The sequence below is a fragment of the Micromonospora siamensis genome (genome assembly GCF_900090305.1).
Classification (GTDB): Bacteria; Actinomycetota; Actinomycetes; order Mycobacteriales; family Micromonosporaceae; genus Micromonospora; species Micromonospora siamensis.
On sequence record NZ_LT607751.1, the window covers coordinates 3,216,571 to 3,237,690 of the forward strand.

20 protein-coding genes are annotated in these 21,120 nt (G+C 66.6%); 14 read left to right on the forward strand and 6 right to left on the reverse strand.

From position 1 onward, the window contains the following. Positions 1-99 precede the first annotated feature (99 nt). Complete coding sequence (locus GA0074704_RS14785) at positions 100-432, reverse strand: hypothetical protein (RefSeq protein ID WP_088971053.1); 333 nt, start codon at positions 430-432, stop codon at positions 100-102. Between the two features lie 193 nt (positions 433-625). Here GA0074704_RS14785 and GA0074704_RS14790 point away from each other — a divergent pair, with 193 nt between their 5' ends. Both GA0074704_RS14790 and GA0074704_RS14795 read left to right on the forward strand, forming a co-directional pair. After that, the gene (locus GA0074704_RS14790) at positions 626-1,375 is read left to right on the forward strand and encodes a helix-turn-helix domain-containing protein (RefSeq protein WP_088973688.1); all 750 of its coding nucleotides are present in this window, start codon (positions 626-628) and stop codon (positions 1,373-1,375) included. Positions 1,376-1,401: 26 nt separating this feature from the next. Continuing rightward, positions 1,402-1,872, forward strand: a complete 471-nt coding sequence (locus GA0074704_RS14795; RefSeq protein ID WP_088971054.1) for an NUDIX hydrolase — start codon at positions 1,402-1,404, stop codon at positions 1,870-1,872. Here GA0074704_RS14795 and GA0074704_RS14800 read toward each other — a convergent pair. Continuing rightward, positions 1,860-2,414, reverse strand: a complete 555-nt coding sequence (locus GA0074704_RS14800) for an HD domain-containing protein (RefSeq protein WP_088971055.1) — start codon at positions 2,412-2,414, stop codon at positions 1,860-1,862. The two genes, GA0074704_RS14795 and GA0074704_RS14800, sit on opposite strands and share 13 nt — an antisense overlap. A 118-nt stretch (positions 2,415-2,532) precedes the next feature. Here GA0074704_RS14800 and GA0074704_RS28800 point away from each other — a divergent pair, with 118 nt between their 5' ends. Together GA0074704_RS28800 and GA0074704_RS14805 are read left to right on the forward strand one after the other, a co-directional pair. Then, positions 2,533-4,914, forward strand: coding sequence for a hypothetical protein (locus GA0074704_RS28800; protein ID WP_157743677.1), 2,382 nt, complete (start codon positions 2,533-2,535; stop codon positions 4,912-4,914). 509 nt (positions 4,915-5,423) lie between these two features. After that, entirely contained in the window at positions 5,424-6,893 is a 1,470-nt protein-coding gene (locus GA0074704_RS14805; protein ID WP_157743678.1) for a hypothetical protein, read from the forward strand. 522 nt (positions 6,894-7,415) lie between these two features. On the opposite strand, the gene GA0074704_RS14810 is transcribed toward GA0074704_RS14805, so the two are convergent. After that, entirely contained in the window at positions 7,416-7,868 is a 453-nt protein-coding gene (locus GA0074704_RS14810) for a DUF3592 domain-containing protein (protein WP_157743679.1), read from the reverse strand. Positions 7,869-8,229: 361 nt separating this feature from the next. On the opposite strand from GA0074704_RS14810, the gene GA0074704_RS14815 reads away from it, so the two are divergent. From GA0074704_RS14815 to GA0074704_RS14830, 4 genes are read left to right on the forward strand one after another with little or no spacing between them, the layout of a single operon-like run. Next, positions 8,230-9,066, forward strand: a complete 837-nt coding sequence (locus GA0074704_RS14815) for an ABC transporter ATP-binding protein (protein WP_088971058.1) — start codon at positions 8,230-8,232, stop codon at positions 9,064-9,066. After that, entirely contained in the window at positions 9,063-9,887 is an 825-nt protein-coding gene (locus tag GA0074704_RS14820; RefSeq protein ID WP_088971059.1) for an ABC transporter permease, read from the forward strand. The genes GA0074704_RS14815 and GA0074704_RS14820 overlap by 4 nt, the downstream gene beginning before the upstream one ends. Beyond that, positions 9,884-11,026 (forward strand): sensor histidine kinase, encoded by a 1,143-nt coding sequence (locus GA0074704_RS14825; protein WP_088971060.1) that lies wholly within the window; start codon positions 9,884-9,886, stop codon positions 11,024-11,026. The genes GA0074704_RS14820 and GA0074704_RS14825 overlap by 4 nt, the downstream gene beginning before the upstream one ends. Continuing rightward, positions 11,023-11,640, forward strand: a complete 618-nt coding sequence (locus GA0074704_RS14830; RefSeq protein ID WP_088971061.1) for a response regulator — start codon at positions 11,023-11,025, stop codon at positions 11,638-11,640. The genes GA0074704_RS14825 and GA0074704_RS14830 overlap by 4 nt, the downstream gene beginning before the upstream one ends. Positions 11,641-11,778: 138 nt before the next feature. On the opposite strand, the gene GA0074704_RS14835 is transcribed toward GA0074704_RS14830, so the two are convergent. Continuing rightward, a complete protein-coding gene (locus GA0074704_RS14835; RefSeq protein ID WP_157743680.1) occupies positions 11,779-12,522 on the reverse strand; it encodes a TetR/AcrR family transcriptional regulator in 744 nt (247 codons plus the stop codon). A gap of 106 nt (positions 12,523-12,628) precedes the next feature. Between GA0074704_RS14835 and GA0074704_RS14840 the strand changes: the two genes are divergently transcribed. After that, entirely contained in the window at positions 12,629-14,194 is a 1,566-nt protein-coding gene (locus GA0074704_RS14840; protein WP_197697531.1) for an MFS transporter, read from the forward strand. Further along, complete coding sequence (locus GA0074704_RS14845; protein WP_157743681.1) at positions 14,160-15,842, forward strand: FAD-dependent oxidoreductase; 1,683 nt, start codon at positions 14,160-14,162, stop codon at positions 15,840-15,842. Before GA0074704_RS14840 ends, GA0074704_RS14845 begins: the two co-directional genes overlap by 35 nt. Positions 15,843-15,949: 107 nt before the next feature. On the opposite strand, the gene GA0074704_RS14850 is transcribed toward GA0074704_RS14845, so the two are convergent. Beyond that, positions 15,950-17,923: an acyl-CoA dehydrogenase family protein gene (locus tag GA0074704_RS14850; protein ID WP_088971064.1), complete on the reverse strand. Its 1,974-nt coding sequence runs from the start codon at positions 17,921-17,923 to the stop codon at positions 15,950-15,952. Positions 17,924-18,144: 221 nt separating this feature from the next. Between GA0074704_RS14850 and GA0074704_RS14855 the strand changes: the two genes are divergently transcribed. From GA0074704_RS14855 to GA0074704_RS14870, 4 genes are all read left to right on the forward strand, one after another. Next, complete coding sequence (locus GA0074704_RS14855) at positions 18,145-18,414, forward strand: BON domain-containing protein (protein WP_157743682.1); 270 nt, start codon at positions 18,145-18,147, stop codon at positions 18,412-18,414. A gap of 32 nt (positions 18,415-18,446) precedes the next feature. Next, positions 18,447-18,830: a DUF1330 domain-containing protein gene (locus tag GA0074704_RS14860; RefSeq protein ID WP_088971066.1), complete on the forward strand. Its 384-nt coding sequence runs from the start codon at positions 18,447-18,449 to the stop codon at positions 18,828-18,830. Between the two features lie 203 nt (positions 18,831-19,033). Further along, positions 19,034-19,273 carry a hypothetical protein gene (locus GA0074704_RS28805; protein WP_157743683.1) on the forward strand — a complete coding sequence of 80 codons (240 nt, stop codon included), beginning with the start codon at positions 19,034-19,036 and terminating at the stop codon, positions 19,271-19,273. Between the two features lie 421 nt (positions 19,274-19,694). Further along, a complete protein-coding gene (locus GA0074704_RS14870; protein WP_231926445.1) occupies positions 19,695-20,297 on the forward strand; it encodes a L,D-transpeptidase family protein in 603 nt (200 codons plus the stop codon). A gap of 54 nt (positions 20,298-20,351) precedes the next feature. Here the strand turns inward: GA0074704_RS14870 and GA0074704_RS14875 are convergent, their stop codons facing one another. Continuing rightward, complete coding sequence (locus tag GA0074704_RS14875; RefSeq protein WP_197697532.1) at positions 20,352-21,032, reverse strand: hypothetical protein; 681 nt, start codon at positions 21,030-21,032, stop codon at positions 20,352-20,354. Between the last annotated feature and the right edge of the window lie 88 nt (positions 21,033-21,120).

Genomic DNA, 21,120 nt, shown 5'->3' on the forward strand with positions numbered 1-21,120 from the left:
GAGTTGTTGGACAGGACGCGGGGTCGCAGACGACGCCAATCAACGGCGACCCCGTGTCCACCTCTTCACTTCGCGTGGAGCCGATCGAGGAACCGTCCGCTACGCGACGGCGGTGTCCAGCGCCTTCAGGGCCGAGGCCCGGAACGCCACACCGGAGCGGACCTTGCCGTCCCGGTCGTTGACCCAGGGCAGTGCCTCCAGGTCCACCGGCACGACCGGCTGACGAACGGTCACCGGCGGCAGGGTCGGGCTGACCACCGTCACGTTGATGACCTCACCCGAGTTCTCCGACAGCGCGTACAGGTGCACGGTCCACATCGGGTGCTTGGTCTCCCGGTCGAACTTCTGCTGACCGTTCTGGTCCAGCTTCGGCACCGGGTTGACCGACACCTCGTACGACACCCGCGAGGTGTCCAGCAGCAGACGTCCCATGACTGACTCCTTCATCCTGTGAGCAGGGCCCAATCGGTGGGCCAGCTCCGTCCTTCCTGGACGGCAGCTCTTGTGGAATCAGATTGCGTCGATTGGTAGTGACGAGTTCACCACGAGACGTGGACGACTAGGGACGTCCTTGGTAGGCTGAGTCGTCCCTATGGACGTCCCTACCTCAATCGCGGGAGGCGAGATGCCGAACGACCGGCTGCGCGAAGGCCTGCTCAGGAAGGGCCTCACGACAGCGACGCTGGCGGAGAAGCTGGATGTCGACCCGAAGACGGTGGAGCGATGGATCACTCAGAGCCGCAACCCGTACCCGCGCTACCGGCACGCGATCGCCGCACTCCTCGGAGAGAGTGAGTCGTACCTGTGGCCGGACGCCCTGCCGACTGAGCGGGTCGCCCAGGTCAGCCAGTCCGAGGTCGTCCATATCTACCCCCGCCGCGGAGCCGTGCCGCCGGACCTTTGGCAGCGGCTGTTGGACCAGACGACACGGCACGTCGGCGTCTTGGTCTACGCCGGGCTGTTCCTGCCCGAGTACAACCCCCGCTGGGTGTCAACGCTCCAGGAGAAGGCAAAGACGGGAGTGCAGGTCGAGCTGCTGTTCGGCGACCCTGAGGGCGAACATGTCGCCGCACGTGGAGAGGACGAGGGCATCGGCTCTGCGATGGCAAGCAAGATCCTGAACGCGCTCGCCTTCTACAAGGAACTGCGGGATCTAGAGAACGTCGGAATCTACTACCACAACACGATTCTCTACAACTCCATCTACCGCTTTGACGACGAGATGCTGGTCAACACCCACCTCTACGGCACTCCGGCCGCCTACGCCCCGGTGCTGCACCTGCGCCGGCTCGGCGGCGGGGAGCTGTTCGACAGCTACCTGTCCAGCTTCAACAGGGCGCTCGGCGTGAAGCGGGCCGTCTGGCCCGACCACTGAGCCGCCGGCGGTGAGAGGCTAGAGACATGGCCCGGATCGAGCACTTCAACAACCCGAACGCCCCGAAGCCCAACAGCATCGTCGTCGCGGTCACCGTCTTCGTCCAGGACGAGCAGGGGCGGGTGCTGCTCATCCAGCGGACCGACAACGGGCTGTGGGCTCTGCCGGGCGGCGCCCAGGACTTCGGCGAGTACATCGCCGAGACGGCAGTGCGGGAGACGCGCGAGGAGACCGGCATCAACGTCGAGGTGACCGGGGTAATCGGGATCTACACGAACCCCAACCATGTAGTTGAGTACAGCGATGGCGAGGTTCGGCAGCAGTTCTCGATTTGTTTCCGTGGCCGCTATGTTGATGGTAACCCGAGGACAAGCACTGAGTCGTCAGCCGTCCAGTGGGTTGCGCGGTCTAAGCTGGGCAGCTTATCAATTCATCCGTCGATGCTGCTCCGCATCAACCATGGATTTGATCGGCGTAACGAGCCCTATGTTGGTTGAGCTGCAATCCGTGCCTGCGTCCGACGAACGGCCGCAATCAACTTCGGCTCAGCCTTTTCCCAGAACCGGGTGACGATATCGTCAGGGCCGTAACGTTCTTTAATTTCGGCCAACCTTTCTTCTGCTGAAAGGTTCTGGCCATCAGGGCCTGTCGTCATATCTACGAACCACAGTGCGTCTGAAATTGCTGATTGCTCATCTGCGAACTCTTCCGCCAAAGCCTGGCTCAGCCCTCTCTCCTCGGCCTCATAGGAGGCGCACGAGTGATAGGCGACTAGGCCGGCTAGGCGCGGAATGAATCCCTCTCGCTGTAGCCAACGGGCTCCGTCTAGGGCGTGAAATCCGGTCTCCACCACCCCGGGGGCATACCCAACGTCGTGAAGCCAGGCCGCTGCTACCAGCATCTCAGCATCCGCCTCCATCAGTGGAGCAACCTGTGCAGCCTTCGCCGCTACCGACTGCACGTGCCGCCACCGGCGAGGGAGGGAGTGGGCGAGCATGCGCTCGGCCACCGAGGCAGCCTGATCAAGAGGTACACCCATGGCCTGATCCTACGGGCGATGGCTATCGTGCCAAAGTGCAGGCCCAACGGGCTGTCTCCAGGGTTGGCCGCAGGATCCAGGAGTCCTGAGACCAGGTAAGTGACGGTATCCTTTGTGGATGGATAACCACATTCCAGGCCTGCTCGACCAGACTCCCGTGCAGGGCCCGGTAGCTCTCGACAGGTACCTCAGCCCAACTCGCAGCGCTTTAATCGTCAGACAGGATAGTTATTCGGACGCCACCACCGCTATAGCTGAAGCGTGCACATTGTGGGGAGGCGCTTCGACTCTCCTGATTCCGGCACCCAATGGTGGTCCAATTTCTTCGACTTGGCAAAATTTTCTCATCGACAACGGTGTCGACATTACTGCTACTAGAGCTGTCGTGCCTGAAGAACTGTTATCTTCGGGCGCTGGAACGGTGACCATTTCGGCGAAGGGCGAGTTAATGATTGCCGTTCTTGCCAGGAAAGACGACACCGGGCAATGGCCTCGCATATTCGACACTGCGACAGTGTCCGAGGAGGATCCCTGGCACCTCGCGTATTCTGCCTGCCTGGGCGGGCTGCCGCTGCCGCCAACTCCCGAGGAATTGCACCTAGAGCGACTAAAGGATATATCCGTCCAGGACTTGGTGGGTGTAGACGTCACGCCACCTTCGGAATCGGGCTGCGAAGATCTTCTGAGGCGGACACGCGGCAATCCTTCGCTCAGCCCTGTAGCAGCCACGCTCTCTGACTGGGCAATACACCTTCCACCCCAGGGCTCCACTTTCTTCAGTCTCCCCAGTATGCCTGTCAAGCATGGCGAAGCAACACGATTCAATCACAACATTCTCGTCATATACACACCGAAAAATGTCGAAGACCTATGCCTTGCCTGGAACCTTAGATCGATCTATGGCCAGCCTGGTCATGCTCCCTTCGCTATTCCTGTTACGGCTGACATTCCCGCAGTGGTGGCTCAACTCAAGGCAGGACATGCCTTTTCCGCAACTGGCCTTCGCTCTTTGGAGGTCGCAGTTGTTAGCGCCAGCTTATCGATTGATCGACTAGAAGCTATCGCGGCTCAGTGCGGTGATGGATTCTCGGCGATACCTACTGAATCTGTTCTAAGAGCCGGGGTTCCGTTGTCACGCCATAGCTCCGAGGTCGTGGTATTCGAACAGGGGCAGGCTCAGGCTCCTGTATGGTCTCAGCAAGATCGAAGAGACATCAGTAGCTTGGCTGGCCCTTTGGTTGCAGCCGGTTTCACCGTTCGTTTCGCGATGCGCAATCATCCCATCCCACCGATCAAGTCGTTTAGCGGAAGAGGAGTGCTTTCGGACAGGGTGGCGCACGGAGCACTATACGCGCGTAACTCGGCGCCATCTGATGTCGCTAAATTGGCGTGGCCGGATGGCTGGCTAACTCTTTCTGCTGCCTGCCACGACAGAGGGCTATCGGCAAGCCCGAGTACCCCAGGGCACGTGGCAGCGGAGCTAATCCATCGAGTGGGTGATTGGGAAGGGCTTTTGCCCTTTCTGCACCCGGATATTCTAGACCTTCTGCAACAACTTGCTCAGCGTAGCGGCATGTCTTGGTTTAAGAACCGGCTTAATGGCGTGCTCCGCGAAGTCTCCTTAGCTGAAGATCAAGCTGCCGAACTGGAGCGTCAGATTCATGGCTTGAGCATAGGTGCTAAGTCGGATGAAGAACTCCAGCATGTTACCTTGGATGCGTTTCAGAAAGCACTGGGAAAATCCCGTCGAGCCGCAGAGGCTTGGCTGAGGTGGGCCGAGAAGAGTCAGTTGCTGCTTCGCGGAGTACTCATGAAATGCGATGCATGCAGACGTGAGTCATGGTTGCCGCTACGTGAGATGGCACCTCCAGTTACATGCCGTCGCTGTGCTCGAATTGTTGAACGCCCCTATGGCCCGAGGGATGTAGTGTTCCGGTACCGGGCATCCGAACATCTCCTTAGTGTCCTCGAACTTGATAGCATGTCCCATCTTTTGGCTGGCCGGTTCTTGCTGCAGATTTTCGACGCCAAATTCGGGCCCGGTTACGTTTACGGTCTTTATCCTGGCGTGACTTTGAAGCACTCTTCAACTGGACGAGAACTTGAAGCTGACGTCTTAGCGCTCCTCCAAGACGGCTCCCTCGTGCCTGGCGAATGCAAGAGAACCGCAGTAGGCCTCAAGCAGCAGGATCTAGATAACCTGGATGAGTTGTGCGACATGCTCGACGCCCCTTGGTCCTTCATTGCGACTCTAGATCCTGCCGAGAATTGTGGGCCTCTTTGGCGAAATGCTGAGAGGCGACTGGGTCGTCCTCGTTTCGTACTTACACGGGAGCAGCTGCTTTCGCTCAGCCCGACATGGCTGCTCAATGCCGATCCACTGCGGTTCGGGGGTGACGAAGGCTTGAACTTCCTGGGGTCGGTCCCTGAGTTCATGGCTGAGCAGGGAGAGGATTTTGTGGACTTCCGCCCTACGTTCCAGTACCGACCGTCGTCCTAGAAGCTTTCGCCAGCGCTCCCGTGTGAGAACTTTCTGTACGGGATCAAGGCGGCCCGCCTCGCGGGCCGCTCGCGCCGCCGACCAGGGGCCGACCCAGAGGGTCGCCGCTCGGGGACCCCGCCGCCCAGGCGCAAGCGCCGGCGGCACCCCGGCGGTTCCAGCCCCGCCGGTGGCGCGACATACGAGGAAGCCCCGGGCCGCCATGGTCGATGGCAGTTCCGGGGCTTCATGAGTTCGGGACACAAGCAGTGCCTCCGGCGGGGTCCTCGGGCGCTCTGGGATGGTGGCGCCATCCCGGCAACCTCCGTCCGGGCGAAGCCGAGCAGGTGGGGCCTGCCCGGTCAAGGTCGTTCAGACGTGGGGTGCTCCACCTTGACCGGGCAGGCCCCACCCGCTCCACGGGGTGCGGACGAAGGCCGACGGGATGGCGTGGGTGGACCGACGAAGCAGGCAGGCTTTTCTCCACGCATTGATGTTGACAGAGGGTAGACGTAGCATGACCTTCCGTTGTGAGGCTGGGCGATGTCTGGAGCGCTATGAGAGTTTCAGAGTATTTTCAGTTGGGACGCACTCAGCCAGAGCTAGATTTTGTGGACGTCGACACAGCAACCGACTCTCGCGTATTTATTGACCCCAGAGCTATTCGCATCCAGCAATCAGACTTCGCCGAGAAATGCCAGATGCTGCTCGTGTCATTCTTTCATGAGCTACTCATGGCAATCGTTGAGAAAGATGACGATCGGGTTTACAACCTCCTCGGTCAACTAACTGAGCCGAACGAGACTCATCTCGGGTACTCGCGAGGTCGTTCGCGCGGTCGCGGCCTCGGCGGTCTCGGTGCTGGGCGTGTTGCAAACATGATCCGAAAGAGCAAAGCTGCTGAGTCTGGCGTGTTGGCCGACCTTGAAGACACTGCGCTCTTTATCCCCGGAATTAAGAACGATATCGTGTCGGACATTGCAACGCATGTCCTGCGAGGTGCGCTCATAGGTTATACGCAGAAGGCCGCGGAGTATTACCACATTCCGGTCGAGCGACAGTACAGCGGGGCAATCTGGAACCCGGACACCGGGGAATGGGATTTTGACTATGTCGACTTGCCCCGGGTTAACGAAAGCCCCTTGCTTCTCATCCCCAAGTCCATCGTCCGCTTCGAGCTTACCCTAGACGAAGATAAGTACTACAACGGCTTTCTGGCACCGTTGCACGAGGCTGCGGAAATCGACGCGAGGAGCAACCTGGTATCCATATTGAAGAATGGCACCCCGCGCGTCAACCGCCTAAAGCTGCGCGAAAAGTACCCGGTGAACAAGACGGCAATTGTAGAGTATACCCAGCAGTTTCCCGGAGTTCTCGATCGGTACAAGGAATCCATCTCTCACTCGACAAGTCCGGTTCTTACTCATGAGCAGTTGGCGCAAAGGCTCGATGTGCCGACACCGAACTACGATGCTCTGCTCGCCCGCGTGAAGCGGATTCCAGCTGGCAAGGCCGCAGCACACATCTACCATCGAGCGGTCGAAGAACTCATGTCCGCGCTTTTCTATCCGCATCTAGGCAACATGCGGTTAGAGAGAGAGCTCCACGAGGGTCGGAAGCGGATCGATATTTGCTACGACAACTTGAGCAGCATGGGCACATTCTTCTGGTTTACACAACATAAGGCTGCGGAGATTCCAGTCGAGTGTAAGAATTACCGGAAGGATCCAAGAAACCCTGAACTCGATCAGCTCGCTAATCGATTCTCGGTGCATCGAGGTCGCGTGGGTTTCATCGCTTGCCGAAAGCTTTATGACAAGGACCTATTCATTCAGAGGTGTAGGGATACGGCTCTCGATGGGAATGGGTTCATCCTCCCGCTGGACGACGTTGACTTTGAAGAGCTTGTGCGAGAGCGTAAGGCGGTGGCGCAGGCGTCGTTCCGGGACAAGTCCATGTACAAGCTGCTTCGAGAGCGCTTCGACGCACTCATCTCTTGACCCCTGCCTTAGAGACGGGCTCAATGAAGCCAGGAGACGTACGAAGCCGCCCATCCAGCTGCTGAGTGCCGCCCAGTGGTTGTACAGCAGCGAAGTACAGCAACCGACCACACCGAGCGGCGCATCTAGGAGCGGCATCTGACCACCACCTAGCGGCCGACAACGAACGGAACTCCCTTGCCGATCTCTGGGGGTCAAGGGGTCGTCGGTTCGAATCCGGCCGTCCCGACAAGGTGAAATGGCAGTTCAGAAAGGCTGGTCCGAGGCGTCGGACCAGCCTTTTCGGCTTTCTGGAGACCGCGTCGGTCAAGTGCGTTGTCCGGTAGCGCTCCTTGACCGGTGGTCAAGTTCCAAGACTGACCTCTTGCCTGCCGAACTGCTTCCTGACGTATCAAGACGGCGGCCCGCAAGCCGGGCCGCGCCGGCCCGGCCACGGCCTGTGCTGGCGACGTCTGGCCGGCATCGGCTCGGAGGCTCTCGACGGCCTATCGCCACGAATCTGCCGCACGAGCGGCCGACGAGTCAGCGGCTCAGCGCAACGGCGTACACGATGACGGCCAGAATCACGGTCACGACGATGACGGCGCCCGTGTCGAAAACGAGTGAGTTGGAGTCATCGGATACGATCGCGACCTTTGGATTTGCCGGGAGGTAGCGGACCTCGTACTTCTGCCCGACCCTGAGGTCTGGCCCGGCGTGGTCCTTGATCGTGTACTTGCCCTGTGGGGTGGAGTACTGGATTGTTCCAGTCGTGCCGGCCCTGTATGGACCGATCCTCCGCTGGAGACTGATGACCCTGCCGGTGACCGTGACCGTCTCACTGGAGAACCGCAGTCGCCACTGCCATACCGTTGTCCGGCCCAAGGTCAGGTAGAAGATCGTGAACCAGGCAATCAAAAGAAGCGGGCTGAGCCAGTAGAAGAAATACATGATCGCCCCCATTCGCTGCCTCGTGACGGCCGTCACGGTAGTCACCGGACGCCAGTCTGGCGGCATGGTCCGCTGACACGTAGGTGCTGCGCAGCCGGACGCGGGGGAGACCGCGTTCCATGCACCCGCTCTACACATCTCGGGCGGCAGTAGGGGTGGTCGGCACGTCAAGTCAGGCCATGGACAGGGTTAGCTTGCTGGCATCGGCATGTCTTGAACCGTGTCGTAGTCCGGCTCGTTCTTGAGAATGGCTTAGTGATACAGGCGAGCGGTTCGGCGTGACCTCCCAGAGAAGAGCGAAGTGGTCAGGGCTCGCTGCTGCTCAGGTGTCCACCGTTCGGTGGACGGTCCCTGACGGTCGAGTGGTCGTTCCGCGGGAGGCGTTGCAAGCGGCACTGTCGATGGCATGGCAGCCATTGAGGCCAGGGGCCTCCGGAAGTCCTATCAGGATCATGAAGTCGTGTGCGGCATCGACCTGACGGTTGAGCGTGGTGAGGCCTTCGCGCTGCTCGGCCCGAACGGGGCGGGCAAGACAACCATGGTGGAGATTCTCGAGGGGCACCGCCGTCGCGACGCCGGCGATGTCCGGGTTCTCGGCGAGGACCCGAGTGCCGCGGGGCGGGCGTGGCGGGCGCGGGTCGGAATCGTACTACAGGACGCCGACGACGCGGCCGATCTCACGGTCCGCGAGATGGTGCGGCACATCGCCGGGTTCTATCCCGACCCGAGGCCGGCCGACGAGGTGATCGAGCTGGTCGGCCTCGTCCAGAAGCGTGACAGCAAGATTCGGGCGCTTTCCGGCGGACAGCGCCGCCGCGTCGACGTGGCGCTGGGCCTCGTGGGACGCCCGGATCTGCTCTTTCTCGACGAGCCCACGACCGGCTTCGACCCCCAGGCGCGTCGGCAGTTCTGGGAGCTGGTGGGTGCCCTCGCCGCGGAGGGCACGACGATCCTGCTCACCACACATTATTTGGAGGAGGCCGAGGCGTTGGCCGACCGGCTCGCGGTACTCGCGGGCGGCCGTATCCTCGCGGAGGGCGCTCCCGCCACGCTCGGTGGGCGCCTCACGGCTGGCGCCACGGTCAGCTGGCGCGAGAACGGCGAGCCGCGCGCCGAGAAGGTCGCCGATCCGACCGAGCTGGTCCGCAGGCTGGTCGCCGAGGGCAACGACCTGAGCAGTCTCACGATCACCCGTCCCACTCTCGAGGATGTCTACCTGACCCTGATCGGAGCCGGGGAATGACCACCGCCCTGCGGCGCTCGGTCGCCCCTCCGTCCACCCTGGGGAGCGGCCTGAGTCGGGGCCGTGTCGAGCTGCTCATGTTCCTGCGCGACCGCACCGCCATGGTGTTCACGTTCGCGTTTCCGGCCATGATCCTGCTGCTGTTCGGTGCCATTTTCGGTGGCGACCACGATCAGAGCGGTGTGAGCGCGAGTCAGGTCTATTCGGCCAGCATGATCGCATACGGTGCGTTGTCGACCGCCTTCGTGACGATGGGCTCGGGCCTCGCCATGGATCGCGAGGACGGCACTCTCAAGCGCCTGCGGGGCACGCCGATCCCAGCCGCCTCGTATTTGCTGGGCAAGCTCGTGCTGGTCCTCGTGCTCAGCATCGTCGAGGTGGTCGTGCTGGTCGGCGTGGGCGCGCTCGTCTTCGGCATTCCGATGCCTGAGCCGTCGCACTGGGCCACGTTCGCCTGGATCTTCCTACTGTCGATCACGTCGTGCGGGCTGCTCGGCGTGGCGGTCAGCGCGATGGTAGGGCACGCCCGCACGGCAGGCACGATCCTCACTGTGCCGGTGGTGGCACTCCAGTTCATCTCCGGTGTCTTCATCCATCCCATCACGCAGCTGCCGCACTGGCTGATCGTGGTGGCCTCGTTCTTCCCCGTGAAGTGGATGAGCCAGGGCTTCCGCTACGTCTTTCTGCCCGACAACATGAAGGCGCTCGAAGCCGCCGGCCAGTGGGAGCTCGGCCGCACGGCGTCGGTGCTCGTCGCCTGGACCGTGATCGGATTGGTGCTATGCCTGGTGACCTTCCGATGGAACCAGAAAGACCGATGAGAGGGGGCGAGGCGCACGCGGGCTACCTTCGCTGGTGGGACGCCTACTTCGGCCTGGTCGCGGTCGCGGTCGCGGCCGCGACCCTGCTGGTTGACGACCACCGGCCATGGCGCCGCGGGCTGGCCGTCGGCGCCATCGCTGCCATGGCGGTGCTGCATGTGACGGCCGGGCGGAAGCAGATCCGGCGCGGCGCAGAGGACGGCGCAGCTCTCACCGTCACGCTGACGCACCTCCTGCTCTACGTCGTCGCGGTGGTGTCCGCACCGTTCACGAGCTGGCTGCTGTTCGCGGTCGTCCCGCTCATCTTCCAGCTCATGAACGTGCGTACCGGCATCGTGCTGGTGATCCTGGCGAACCTGGTCATCCCAGCCGTGGCCCTGGTCGAGGAGCCGCAGACGGCGACCGCCAACCTGCTGATCGCCGTCATCACGGGAGCGGCGAGCATCTGGGTCTCCTACTGGACCATGCGCGTGATCCGGCAGAACGTGGAGCGCGGCCAGCTCATCGACGAGCTTGAGGCGAGCCGCGCCGAGGTGGCCCGCCTGTCCCACGACGCGGGGATATCCGCCGAGCGGGCCCGTCTCGCCGGCGAGATCCACGACACGCTCGCGCAGGGCTTCACGAGCGTCGTCACCCTGCTGCAGGCGTACGACCCGCAGCTGCGCGACGAGCGCCTGGCGCTGGCGGTGCGCACCGCGAAGGAGAACCTGGCCGAGGCGAGGGCTCTGGTAGCTGCGCTGGCGCCCGCCGCGCTCGCGTCGACGTCGCTGTCCGATGCGGTACGCCGGCAGGCCGACCGGTTCACCGAGGAGGCCGGGATGCCCGCCACCGTGCGGGTGACCGGGACGCCGCGGGAGCTGCCCACCCCGGTCGAGGTGGTGCTGCTGCGGGCCGCCCAGGAGGCGCTGACCAACGTACGCCGGCACGCGCACGCCACCGAGACGGAGGTGGTGCTCACCTACGACGAACAACGGGTGCGGCTGGTCGTACACGACGACGGGCGCGGCCTCGCGTCGGACCACACCGATGGGTTCGGCCTCGCAGGCATGCGCTCACGCGCAGAGCAGGTGCGCGGCTCCCTGACCGTTCGTGGCGGACAGCCGGGCGGCACGACCGTCGAGCTGGAGGTGCCCGCGTGATCCGCATCGTGCTCGTCGACGACCATCCGGTCGTGCGGATGGGGCTGCGCGGCATGCTCGACGCCGAGGAGGACCTGGCCGTGGTCGGCGAGGCGTCGTCTGGCCAGGAGGGCATACATGTCGCCGTCGAGAAGCACCCCGACATCGTGCTCATGGATTTGCGGATGCCGGGCGGCGACGGAGTCGAGGCGACCGCCCGGATCCGGGCGCGCGTTCCCGGCGTCCGCGTGGTGGTGCTCACGACGTACGAATCCGACCGGGACATTCTCCGGGCGATCGAGGCCGGCGCCAGCGGCTATCTGCTCAAGGACGCCTCGCCAGCGGCGCTGGCGGAGGCGATCCGCGCCGCGGCCCGGGGTGAGACGGTACTCGCACCGAGCGTCGCCTCCACGCTGATACGGCAGGTGCGGCGCCCCGCACCGCCGGCCTTGTCGGGTCGTGAGGCCGAGGTGTTGCGCCTGGTCGCGCGGGGCCTCACGAACGCCTCCATCGGGCGCGAGCTCTACATCAGCGAGGCCACCGTCAAGACACACCTGCTGCGCATCTTCGGCAAGCTCGACGTTGCCGACCGCACGGCCGCAGTGACCACAGCGCTGCACCACGGCCTGATCTGACTGCCTTCACGTGACCGCGGCCTTGTCCGGTCTCGCCGGGCACCGGGCCGACCACGCGGTGGCGCTCGTCGGCGCCGACCAGCGGCTGCCCATGCTGCTGCTGGTGCATCAGCCGAAGCAGATCGGCGACGCGCTCCGTCAGGGGTGGCCGGCTGTGGGTGTCCTCGGGTTCGGTGCCGCTGGCGTGGCAAGGGCGGTGGACGCACCCCGCCGCCCCGGCGCCTTCGCGCCGAGATCGGTGGAGGCCGGCTCGCCGTAGCCGGCGCGCGGTCGGTCACCTGCCTGCGCCGGCGTACCCAGGTCGCCGGTGAGCAGGTGCTGGAACAGCGGCCCGAGTGCGGCGACCAACTCGTCGTGGTCCGCCTCCACCAGAGCGGGCAGGCCGACCACGTTGCGTGCCATCTGAAGTCCGACGACCTGCGCGGCCAACAGGCTGGCCCGCAGCTCCGGCCGGTCGGCCGAGACCCGGGCCGCCAACGGTCCGAGCAGGCGGGTCGAGACGAGCTCCCGGACCATGGCGGCAGCCTGCTCCTCGGAGGTGGCCGCCCTGATCATCCCGGTGAGCACGGAGACCTCCGGGCCGGTGAGGGTGCCGATGACGAATGCGGCCAGACGCTCGCCGAGGCCCTCGACACCGGGTCCGAGGATGCCCTCGAACGCCTCGGCCGGATCGAAAGGCAGCTCGACCACCGACACGAAGAGCTCCTGCTTGGACCCGAAGAAGTGTTGGACCAGGCGGGGGTCCACGCCGGCCTCGGCGGCGACGCTCCGGATCGAGGTCCTGGGATAGCCCTGGGCGGCGAACTGGCGCCTGGCCGCGGCCGCGATGACCTCGCGGCTGTCCCCGCCGCCCGGTCGCCGCCCGCGCCTGCCGCCGCTCACCGCACGCTCCTTGACAATTCCACAACCTCAGAATAACAATGAGTTATCTCCACGACCGTGGAATTAATGCCCAGCTGGAGGAGCCGTGTCCGGTTCTGCACCCCCTGTGATCTCTGCGGCGCGTGCCCGTGCCGTCCTGGTCGTCGTCGCCCTGGCGCTGATGACCGTGGTCTCCGCCGTCAGTGGCCTCAACGTGGCCCTGCCGAGCATCGCTCGCGACACCGGGGCGACCCAGACCGAGCTCACCTGGATCGTGGACGCGTACACGGTCGTCTTCGCGGGCCTCTTGCTGTTCGCAGGCGCCCTGGGGGATCGCTACGGGCGGCGGCCACTGCTCGTGATCGGGTTGATCGTCTTCGGGTCAGCCGCCGTGGTGGGGCTGTTCACCACCGACCCGCAGGCCCTCATCGGGGTGCGCGCGACCATGGGTCTCGGTGCGGCGGCGATCATGCCCACGACCCTGTCGGTCATCACGACCTCGTTCGCAGAGGAACAGCGTCCGCAGGCGATCGGCGTCTGGGTCGGCATGGCGGGTGGTGGTGCGGTGCTCGGCCTGTTCGGCTCGGGGATCCTGCTGGAGTTCTTCAGCTGGAGCTCGTTCTTCGGGCTCAACGTCGTCCTTGCGGCGCTGGCACTGATCGGGACGCTCGCGGTGGTGCCGACCTCCGTCGACGCCGATGCGCCGCGCCTGGACCTCGTCGGCGGGGTCCTGTCGCTGGTCGCCGTGTCCGGGCTGGTCTTCGGCATCATCGAGGGCCCGACCCGCGGCTGGGGTGACACGCTGACGGTCGCGTCGCTGTCGGCGGGGTTGGCGGCGGGCGTCGGGTTCGTCCTGTGGGAGCTGCGGCGGCGCGACCCGATGCTCGACCCGCGGCTGTTCCGTATCCCGGCCTTCGGTGCGGGCTCCCTGAGCATCACCGCCCAGTTCTTCGCGGCCTTCGGCTTCTTCTTCATCGTCCTGCAGTACCTGCAGTTCGTCCTCGAGTACTCGCCCCTGCAGGCGGCGCTCGCGCTGCTCCCGCTGCCGGTCGTCCTCATGCCGGTGGCCCGCAACGCCCCGAAACTTCTCGGCCGGGTGGGGTTCCGGGTGCTGGGACCGGTGGGGCTGGTCCTCATGGCAGGCGGCTTCGGTGTCCTGTCATTCCTGGAGACCGAGATGAGATGGCCGCTCTTCGTCGGCGGCATCGTCCTGTTCGCCGCCGGTATGGGCCTGGCCGGGACCCCGGCGACAACCGCCATCACCGCCAGCCTTCCGCCCGAGAAGCAGGGCGTGGCCTCAGCCGTCAACGACACGGCCCGTGAACTCGGCAGCGCGCTGGGGATCGCGATCCTGGGCAGCGCCCTCAACCAGGCCTACCGTTCGTCGATGGCCGAGGCCGTCACCGCGCTGCCCGGCCCTGCGGCCGACCGCGCCCTCGAATCGGTGGCGTTCACCCAGTCACCGGAGATCTCGCGCCTCGGCGACGCCGGGCAGCGCCTCGTCGCGGCCGGACACCACGCCTTCGTCGACGGCGTCGGCACGGCCGTACTGATCGCGGCTGCGGGCCTTCTGGTCGCGGCCCTGACGATCTGGGCATGGGCCCGGCCCACCCCACACCCCGCGGCGAGACCCGCGCCGCGAGATGAAGCGCGGACCGATGCCGATCGCGGACTGGAGCACGCGCATGACTGAGCAACGGGTTCTCGTCGTCGGCGCCGGACCGACCGGCCTCACCCTGGCCCGACAACTGCACCGCCACGGAGTCGACGTGACGATCGTCGACGCGGCACCGGGACCGGCCGAGCAGTCCCGGGCGCTCGCCGTCCAGGCGCGTACGCTGGAGGTCCTCGGTCCACGGCTGGCGAACGCCCTGGTGGCGCAGGGCCAACCGCTACGCCGAGCCGAGATCTGCTCCGGCAGTGACGTGGTGGCGACGCTCGACCTCGGCGGGACGCCGACGCCTTACCCGTTCGCGCTGGGCCTGTCGCAGAGCGCGCTGGAGCGCACGTTGATCGAGGACCTCCGCGTGCGCGGCGTCCATGTGCTCCGAGACACCAGCCTGACCGTTCTGGAGCAGTTGGAGCGCGGTGCCCGCGCCACCCTCAGCCATGACGGCGCCACCCGGACCGAGGACTTCGCCTGGGTCGTCGGCGCGGACGGGGTGCACTCGACCGTGCGACGGCTCGCCGGCATCTCCACCGCCGGCGGCGGCCAGGACCGCTGGTGGCTACTGGCCGACACCCGGCTGTCGGGTCCGGGGGTGCCCGCACACGACACCGGCCGGGTCTTCCTCAACCCCGACGGCGTCCTGGCCTATCTCCCTCTGGAGCAGGGCTGGTGGCGGATCATCGCGACCGGGAGCACCGAGCCCGGACGACCGGAACTCTCCCTGGCCGACTTCGAGCGGCTGAACGAGCGGTCCCCGCGGCCGGTGTCGATCGACGAGCAGCGCTGGATGTCCGCATTCCGCATCCGCGAGCACGTCGCGGACACCTATCGCGTGCACCGTGTCCTGCTCGCCGGCGACGCGGCGCACGCACACAGCCCGCTGGGCGGACAGGGAATGAACACCGGGATGCAGGACGCCTGCAACCTCGCCTGGAAGCTCGCCATGACCCTGCGGGGCGACGCCGGCCCCGCACTGCTCGACAGCTACGAGGCCGAACGGCGACCGGTCGCGCAGCGACTGGTCAGCAGCACCAGCCGCGGCACACGAGCGATGCTGGCCTCGTCACCCTGGGCGGTGTGGCTGCGCAACCGCGCCATCGCCACAGCCCTCAGCTTCGACGGAGTGTCCGACCGCGCCCGGCACGCACTGGAGATGTTGTCACTGTCGTACGAGGACAGCGCCATCGTCGCGCAGCTCCGGGGCGACGAGCGCACCCACGGAGAAGGTCCGGACGGCCGCCGGCGCCGCGAACTGCGCGGCGCCGCGTCCGCCGGACAGCCGGTCCGTGTCACCGAGCCCCCGGTAGCCGAGATCATCGACAGGCCGGCGCACACGCTCCTGCTGTTCGACGGCCGCGAAAAGACCCGGGACGGATACCAGCGGATGCGCTCGGTCGTGGCGGAGGTCGCCTCCGACCCGTACATCGAGGCTTTCGTGGTCCTCGCGGACACGGCCGCGCTCGGTCGTGCCGGAGACCTCGCGCAGTGCGCGATCGTCGATGTCGACCGCTCGTTCACGCGCACGTTCGACGCCGACACGGAGTGCGCCGTCGTCATCCGACCGGACGGCTACATCGGTTACCGGAGCGACCCGATCGTCCCTCAGCACCTCCGCGACTGGTGGGCAGGCATCCGGTCCGGAACTCACGGCATCCCCTCGGACGGCTCCTGACCGGCGCGGATGTGTCCTACCGGCCGGCAGGGTACCGCCTGACAGCGCCTGCCGGTCGACGCCACGGCCAGCCGTGCCGGGCGCGAGAGCCGGCGTTGCCGCAGGCGCTAGCGGCCACCGGCGACGTCGTGGTCGGCCATTGTCTCCTGCCGACGGGGCTCCTCACGCAGGACGGCGCAGTTCAGCCAGGCGTCCGGGATGGCGAAGCCGTCCACGAGTGTGCGCATGTGCGGGCGAAGCTCCTTGAGCAGGCCGTTGACCACACCGGTGACCGTCTTGGCGCGGGCCGGGGTCAGCCGGGCATGCTCCAGCAGCCATCCCTTGTCGGCCTCGATGACGCTGAGGGCGTAGAGGTCGCAGACCCGGGAGAGCAGTGCCCGGACCGCCTGGTCGGCGGTGGCGTCGATGCCGGCGACGAACGCTTCCAGGGTGACCCGGTCGATGTGCGCGGCGGCAACGGCGATGACGTGGTCCTGGACGTCGTTGAAGATGTCGAAGGGGTGGTCCTTCTTGGTGGCGGCGCCGTTGCGCAGGCGGCGGACCGCGCCGTCGAGCCGGTGCCGCTCGCGGTCCTCGAAGATCTTGAGCTGCCAGCCCCGGTCGGTGACCGCCACCTCCTCGTCACGGCCGGGCACGGCGCTGATCAGCCGTTCGACGAGCGGCCGCGCGGCGGTGCGTTCGAGGACCATCTCCCGGACGTGTTCGGCGACGAAGGAGGCCCGTCCCCAGCCGTCCAGGGAGCCGAACTCGTCCCGGTAGCCGGTGAGCAATCCCTTGGCGACCAACTGCAACAGCACCGTGTTGTCACCCTCGAAGGTGGTGAACACGTCGGTGTCGGCCTTGAGGCCGGGCAGTCGATTCTCGGCCAGGTAGCCGGCGCCGCCGCACGCCTCCCGGCACATCTGGATGGTGCGGGTCGCGTGCCAGGTCTGTGCCGCCTTCAGACCGGCGGCGCGGGATTCCAACTCCCGTTGCCGGTGCTCGTCGACCGGCCCGGAACCGCCCTGCACCTCGCTGAGCGTGGCGACCAACTCGGCCTGGGCGAAGTGCAGCGCGTACGTGGTGGCCAACGCGGGCAGTAGCTTGCGCTGGTGGGCCAGGTAGTCGTTGAGCAGCACCTCGCGGTCGGCGTCGGGCGTGCCGAACTGGCGACGGATGTCGCCGTAGCGCACCGCGATGGTCAGCGCCGACCTGGTCGCGGCCGACGCGGCCCCGCCCACGCTCACCCGGCCCCGGACCAGGGTGCCGAGCATCGTGAAGAAACGCCGCGAGTCATCCTCGATCGGGCTCGAGTACGTCCCGTCCTCGGCGATCTGGGCGTACCGGTCCAGCAGCATGTCCCGCGGCACCGACACGTGGTCGAAGCTGAGCCGTCCGTTGTCCACGCCGAGCAGGCCCGCCTTGGGCCCGGCGTCGCAAATGGTGACCCCGGGTAACGGGTTGCCGTGCTCGTCGCGGATCGGGACCAGCCACGCGTGTACGCCGTGCTTACGTCCGTTCGTGATCAGTTGGGCGAAGACCACCGCCATCCGTCCGTCTCGCGCCGCGTTGCCGATGTAGTCCTTGCGGGCCGCCTCGTGCGGGGTGTGCAGATCGAAGGTCCCCGTCTGCGGGTCGTAGGTGCACGTGGTGCGCAGTTGCTGGACGTCGGAGCCGTGTCCCGTCTCGGTCATCGCGAAGCAGCCGAACAGGCTGCCCGAGACGATGTCTCGCAGGTAGGCGTCGTGGTGCCGGGTGGTCCCGAGGGCCGCGACCGCACCGCCGAACAGGCCCCACTGCACCCCTGCCTTGACCATCAGCGACAGGTCGACCTGGGCCAGCATCTCGATGGCGACGATCGAGCCGCCGACGTCGTCCCCGCCGCCGTACTCGGTGGGGAAGCCCGCACGGATTCCCAGTTCGACCGGGAGTTCGGCGAGCAGCCGACTGACCCGTTCGCGTGCCTGGTCGCCGGTCTCGCCGTACACCGGCAGGAACCGCTCGTCGAGGTGCTTCCGGTGTGCGTCGCGGACCCACGCCCACGGTCCGTCGAGCACGGCGCGCAGGCCGCCCGGATCCACCACGGCGGGTGCGTTGCTCATGTCCACCTCTGATGACGACGTCATGGGTGGTTGCCGTACCCGTCCAGGCCGCCGACTTGCGCCGGCGACGTGGTGAGAAACCTCATGCCAGCCGTACGCCCGGCCCGCCCGTCCCATCTGTCACGCCGATGGGCGCAGATCGTCACTGATCTGTCGTATTGCGGGAGGAACCCTTGGGGTAGGCCATGAGTAACGCCGATGTGAGACGTCAGGAGGCCGTCATGACCTACCCGTGGTCCTTCCCGGAAGGGCAGCCGTCGCTGTTCGACGACGGGCCGGCCGCGATCGACACCCGGTTGGCGTGTCGCGTCGTCGAGCAGATGCAACGTGACCCGTTGCTGCGTCGCGAGCGCATCTGCGTCGAGGTGCAGAACCGGGTGGTCATCATGGAGGGGCGGGTCGGCTCCGTCGACGTGCTGGCCGTCGCTCGCCTCCTCGCCTGGGCCGTGCCCGGGGTGCACGACGTCAATGTCCGGCTGTACGTGGTCTGATGTCGTCACGAAGACGACAGGAGGCTCGCGTCATGGCAGTCGATCCCACCGGCCGGGACCTGAAGGGGTTCCTCGCCGCCGACCCCGACGCCCCGGTGGTCATGCTCAACCTCCTGCGCTTCGCCGAGGGCGGACGGGAGTCCTATGAGCGTTACGCCGCCGCCCTGCGGGAGACGTTCCTGCCCCGCTACGGGGGCGAGGTCCTCTATGCCGGTGACGGGGGACCGGCGCTGGTGGCCGAGGAGGGCCAGGCGTGGGACGCGGTGCTGCTGGTGCACTATCCGAGCCGGACGGCGTTCAGCCGGATGGTGGCCGACCCGGAGTACCAGGAGGTCACCCGGTGGCGGACCATGGCGCTGCGGGAGGCCGTTCTGCAACCCACCGTCGCCTGGGCCGGACCCGGCAGCACCGAGTGAAGGAGCAACCGCGGATGGAGAGCTGTCACCTGCGGTCCCGTCGGGTGACGGTTCTGCTGTCGATGATCAGCCTGCTCGTCGGAGGCTGCGCCAGCCGCCCGGATCCACGGCCTGCGCCGGAGCCGACCTCCACGGTGCGCCTGGGCACGGTCGCCCGGGCGGAGGTGGGTAGCCCTCTCACCGTGACCGCGACGGTCGACCGCGTGATCACGGACGCCGCCTTCATCGTGCGCGACGTGGATTTCACCGACGGGACGCTGCTCGTGCTGTCGACCGAGCCGATCACGGCGGAGCCGCCGCAGCTGGTCACCGCGCGTGGCACCGTGATCGACTTCTCCTATCGGGAGCTGTCCGACCGCTACGACCTCGGACCCCTGGCCGCGTTCCGGGACTTCGAGGGCGGTCGGGCGCTCGTCGCCCAGGAGGTCAAGGTCTGGAAGTAGGCACCATCGCTCGGGCATTTTGCATACCTGCCGAAAGGTCGGTTCTCCTGGCGAGAGGGAGACTCCGACCGGATCCTGGAAGGGGGTGGGCCGGGACCCCGGCACGCCAATCATGAAGAGTCGACACATCAGGGTGTCCATCGCGTCCGCCGCCGTGCTGATGCTCGCTGCCGGCTGCGGAGACGCCCGGGACGCCGGGCCGACCACGGCGGGTCCGAGTAGCGCGGCGCCGGCGACATCCCCGCCGGGAACGCCGACGGCCACCACGACCGGCGCTGCACCCACGCCCACCACGACCAGTGCCGCGCCCACGCCCACCACGACCAGCGCGGCGCCCTCGCCCACCACGACCAGCGCGGCGCCCACGCCCTCGCCTTCGCGCTCGTCGGCTCCGTCGCCGTCGACCACCGCAGGGGCCGGCGTGAAGCTCACCCTGCGCCGTGGTGACACCGGCGACGCGGTCCGGGCGCTCCAGCGGCGGCTGGACCGGCTCGGGTACTGGGTGGGCGAGTCCGACGGGACGTTCGGCCTGCTCACCGAGCAGGCGGTCTACGCGCTGCAGAAGGCGGCGGATCTGCGGCCCGACGGCATCGTCGGGGCGGAGACCAGGGCCGCGCTCGCCGACGGGAAGCGTCCGGAGGCCCGCAGCACCGACGGCCACCTGGCCGAGGTCGACCTGGACCGGCAACTGCTGATGATCGTCGACGACGGTACGGTGAGCCGGATCTTCAACACCTCGACCGGCACGTTCGAGCACTACACCTACCAGGGCGACACGTACCTGGCAGACACCCCGCGCGGCAAGTGGACCATCGACTGGCAGGTCGACGGCTGGCGCGACGGCCCGCTCGGCCGGCTGTACCGACCGAAGTACTTCCAGGAGCAGGGGATCGCGATCCACGGCTACACCAGCGTGCCACCGTACCCGGCGTCGCACGGGTGCGTGCGGGTGACGCTGCCGGCGATGGACTGGTTGTGGGCGCAGGACGTCCTGCCGAAGAAGACGCGGGTCTGGGTGTACTGACGCTTGCCGCGGACCGGCCGGGTTCCCGGTCCGGCCGGCGCCTGACGGCGGCGCTCACTCCTCCGGCTGGCGGCGTTCGTCGTCGGCCCGCTCCCGGCTGAGGAAAAACGCGCCGAGGGCACCGGCCAGCGTGCCGAACACCGCCACCGAGTACGCGGCCAGCACCAGCTCCAGGACCTGCGCGAACGTGTCGTTCACGCGCAGCGGCTCGCCGGTGATGGTGGCGAACGCCGCGTCGTGCAGGGCCCGGGGGAGGCTGCGGTAGGAGTTGGTGACGACGAGCAGCTGCCCGGACGCGAGGATGACGGCCAGGGTCACCACGGCGAGCCAGGCCAGCCGGTCGGTGAGTAGCCGGCCGGCGGAGCGGGAGCCGCGGATGGCGGCGGCGACCACGCCCCCGCCCCGGGCGGCCCGCAGTGCGCTCGCCGCCCGCAGGAAGCGCAGGAACGGTACCGCCAGGAAGATCAGTTGCCACCAGTTGTGTCGCCAGAACTCGCCGGCCCGGTGCCGGGCGAGCCAGGCGCGAAGCGTGAACTCGGCGACGAAGACCGCCCACAGGATCCAGCTGGTGACGGTGAGCACAGTGCTGAGCGGCTCGTCGTGGACGACCGCCTGCGCGAGGACGAGGATCAGGAAGAGCAGCCCCAGGACGCCCATCGGCTTGTCCAGCCGGTAGGCGAGGCCGTTGAGGCGGGCATCGTCCTCGGCGCGTCGCCGGCCCGGATCGTCGCTCACCCTGCTGCAGCCTACCCGCGTCCGAATTCGGCAACGGCCGCTCTCGGCACGGCGGCCGGCCTGCGGGATCCGGCGAAACGGCACGAGG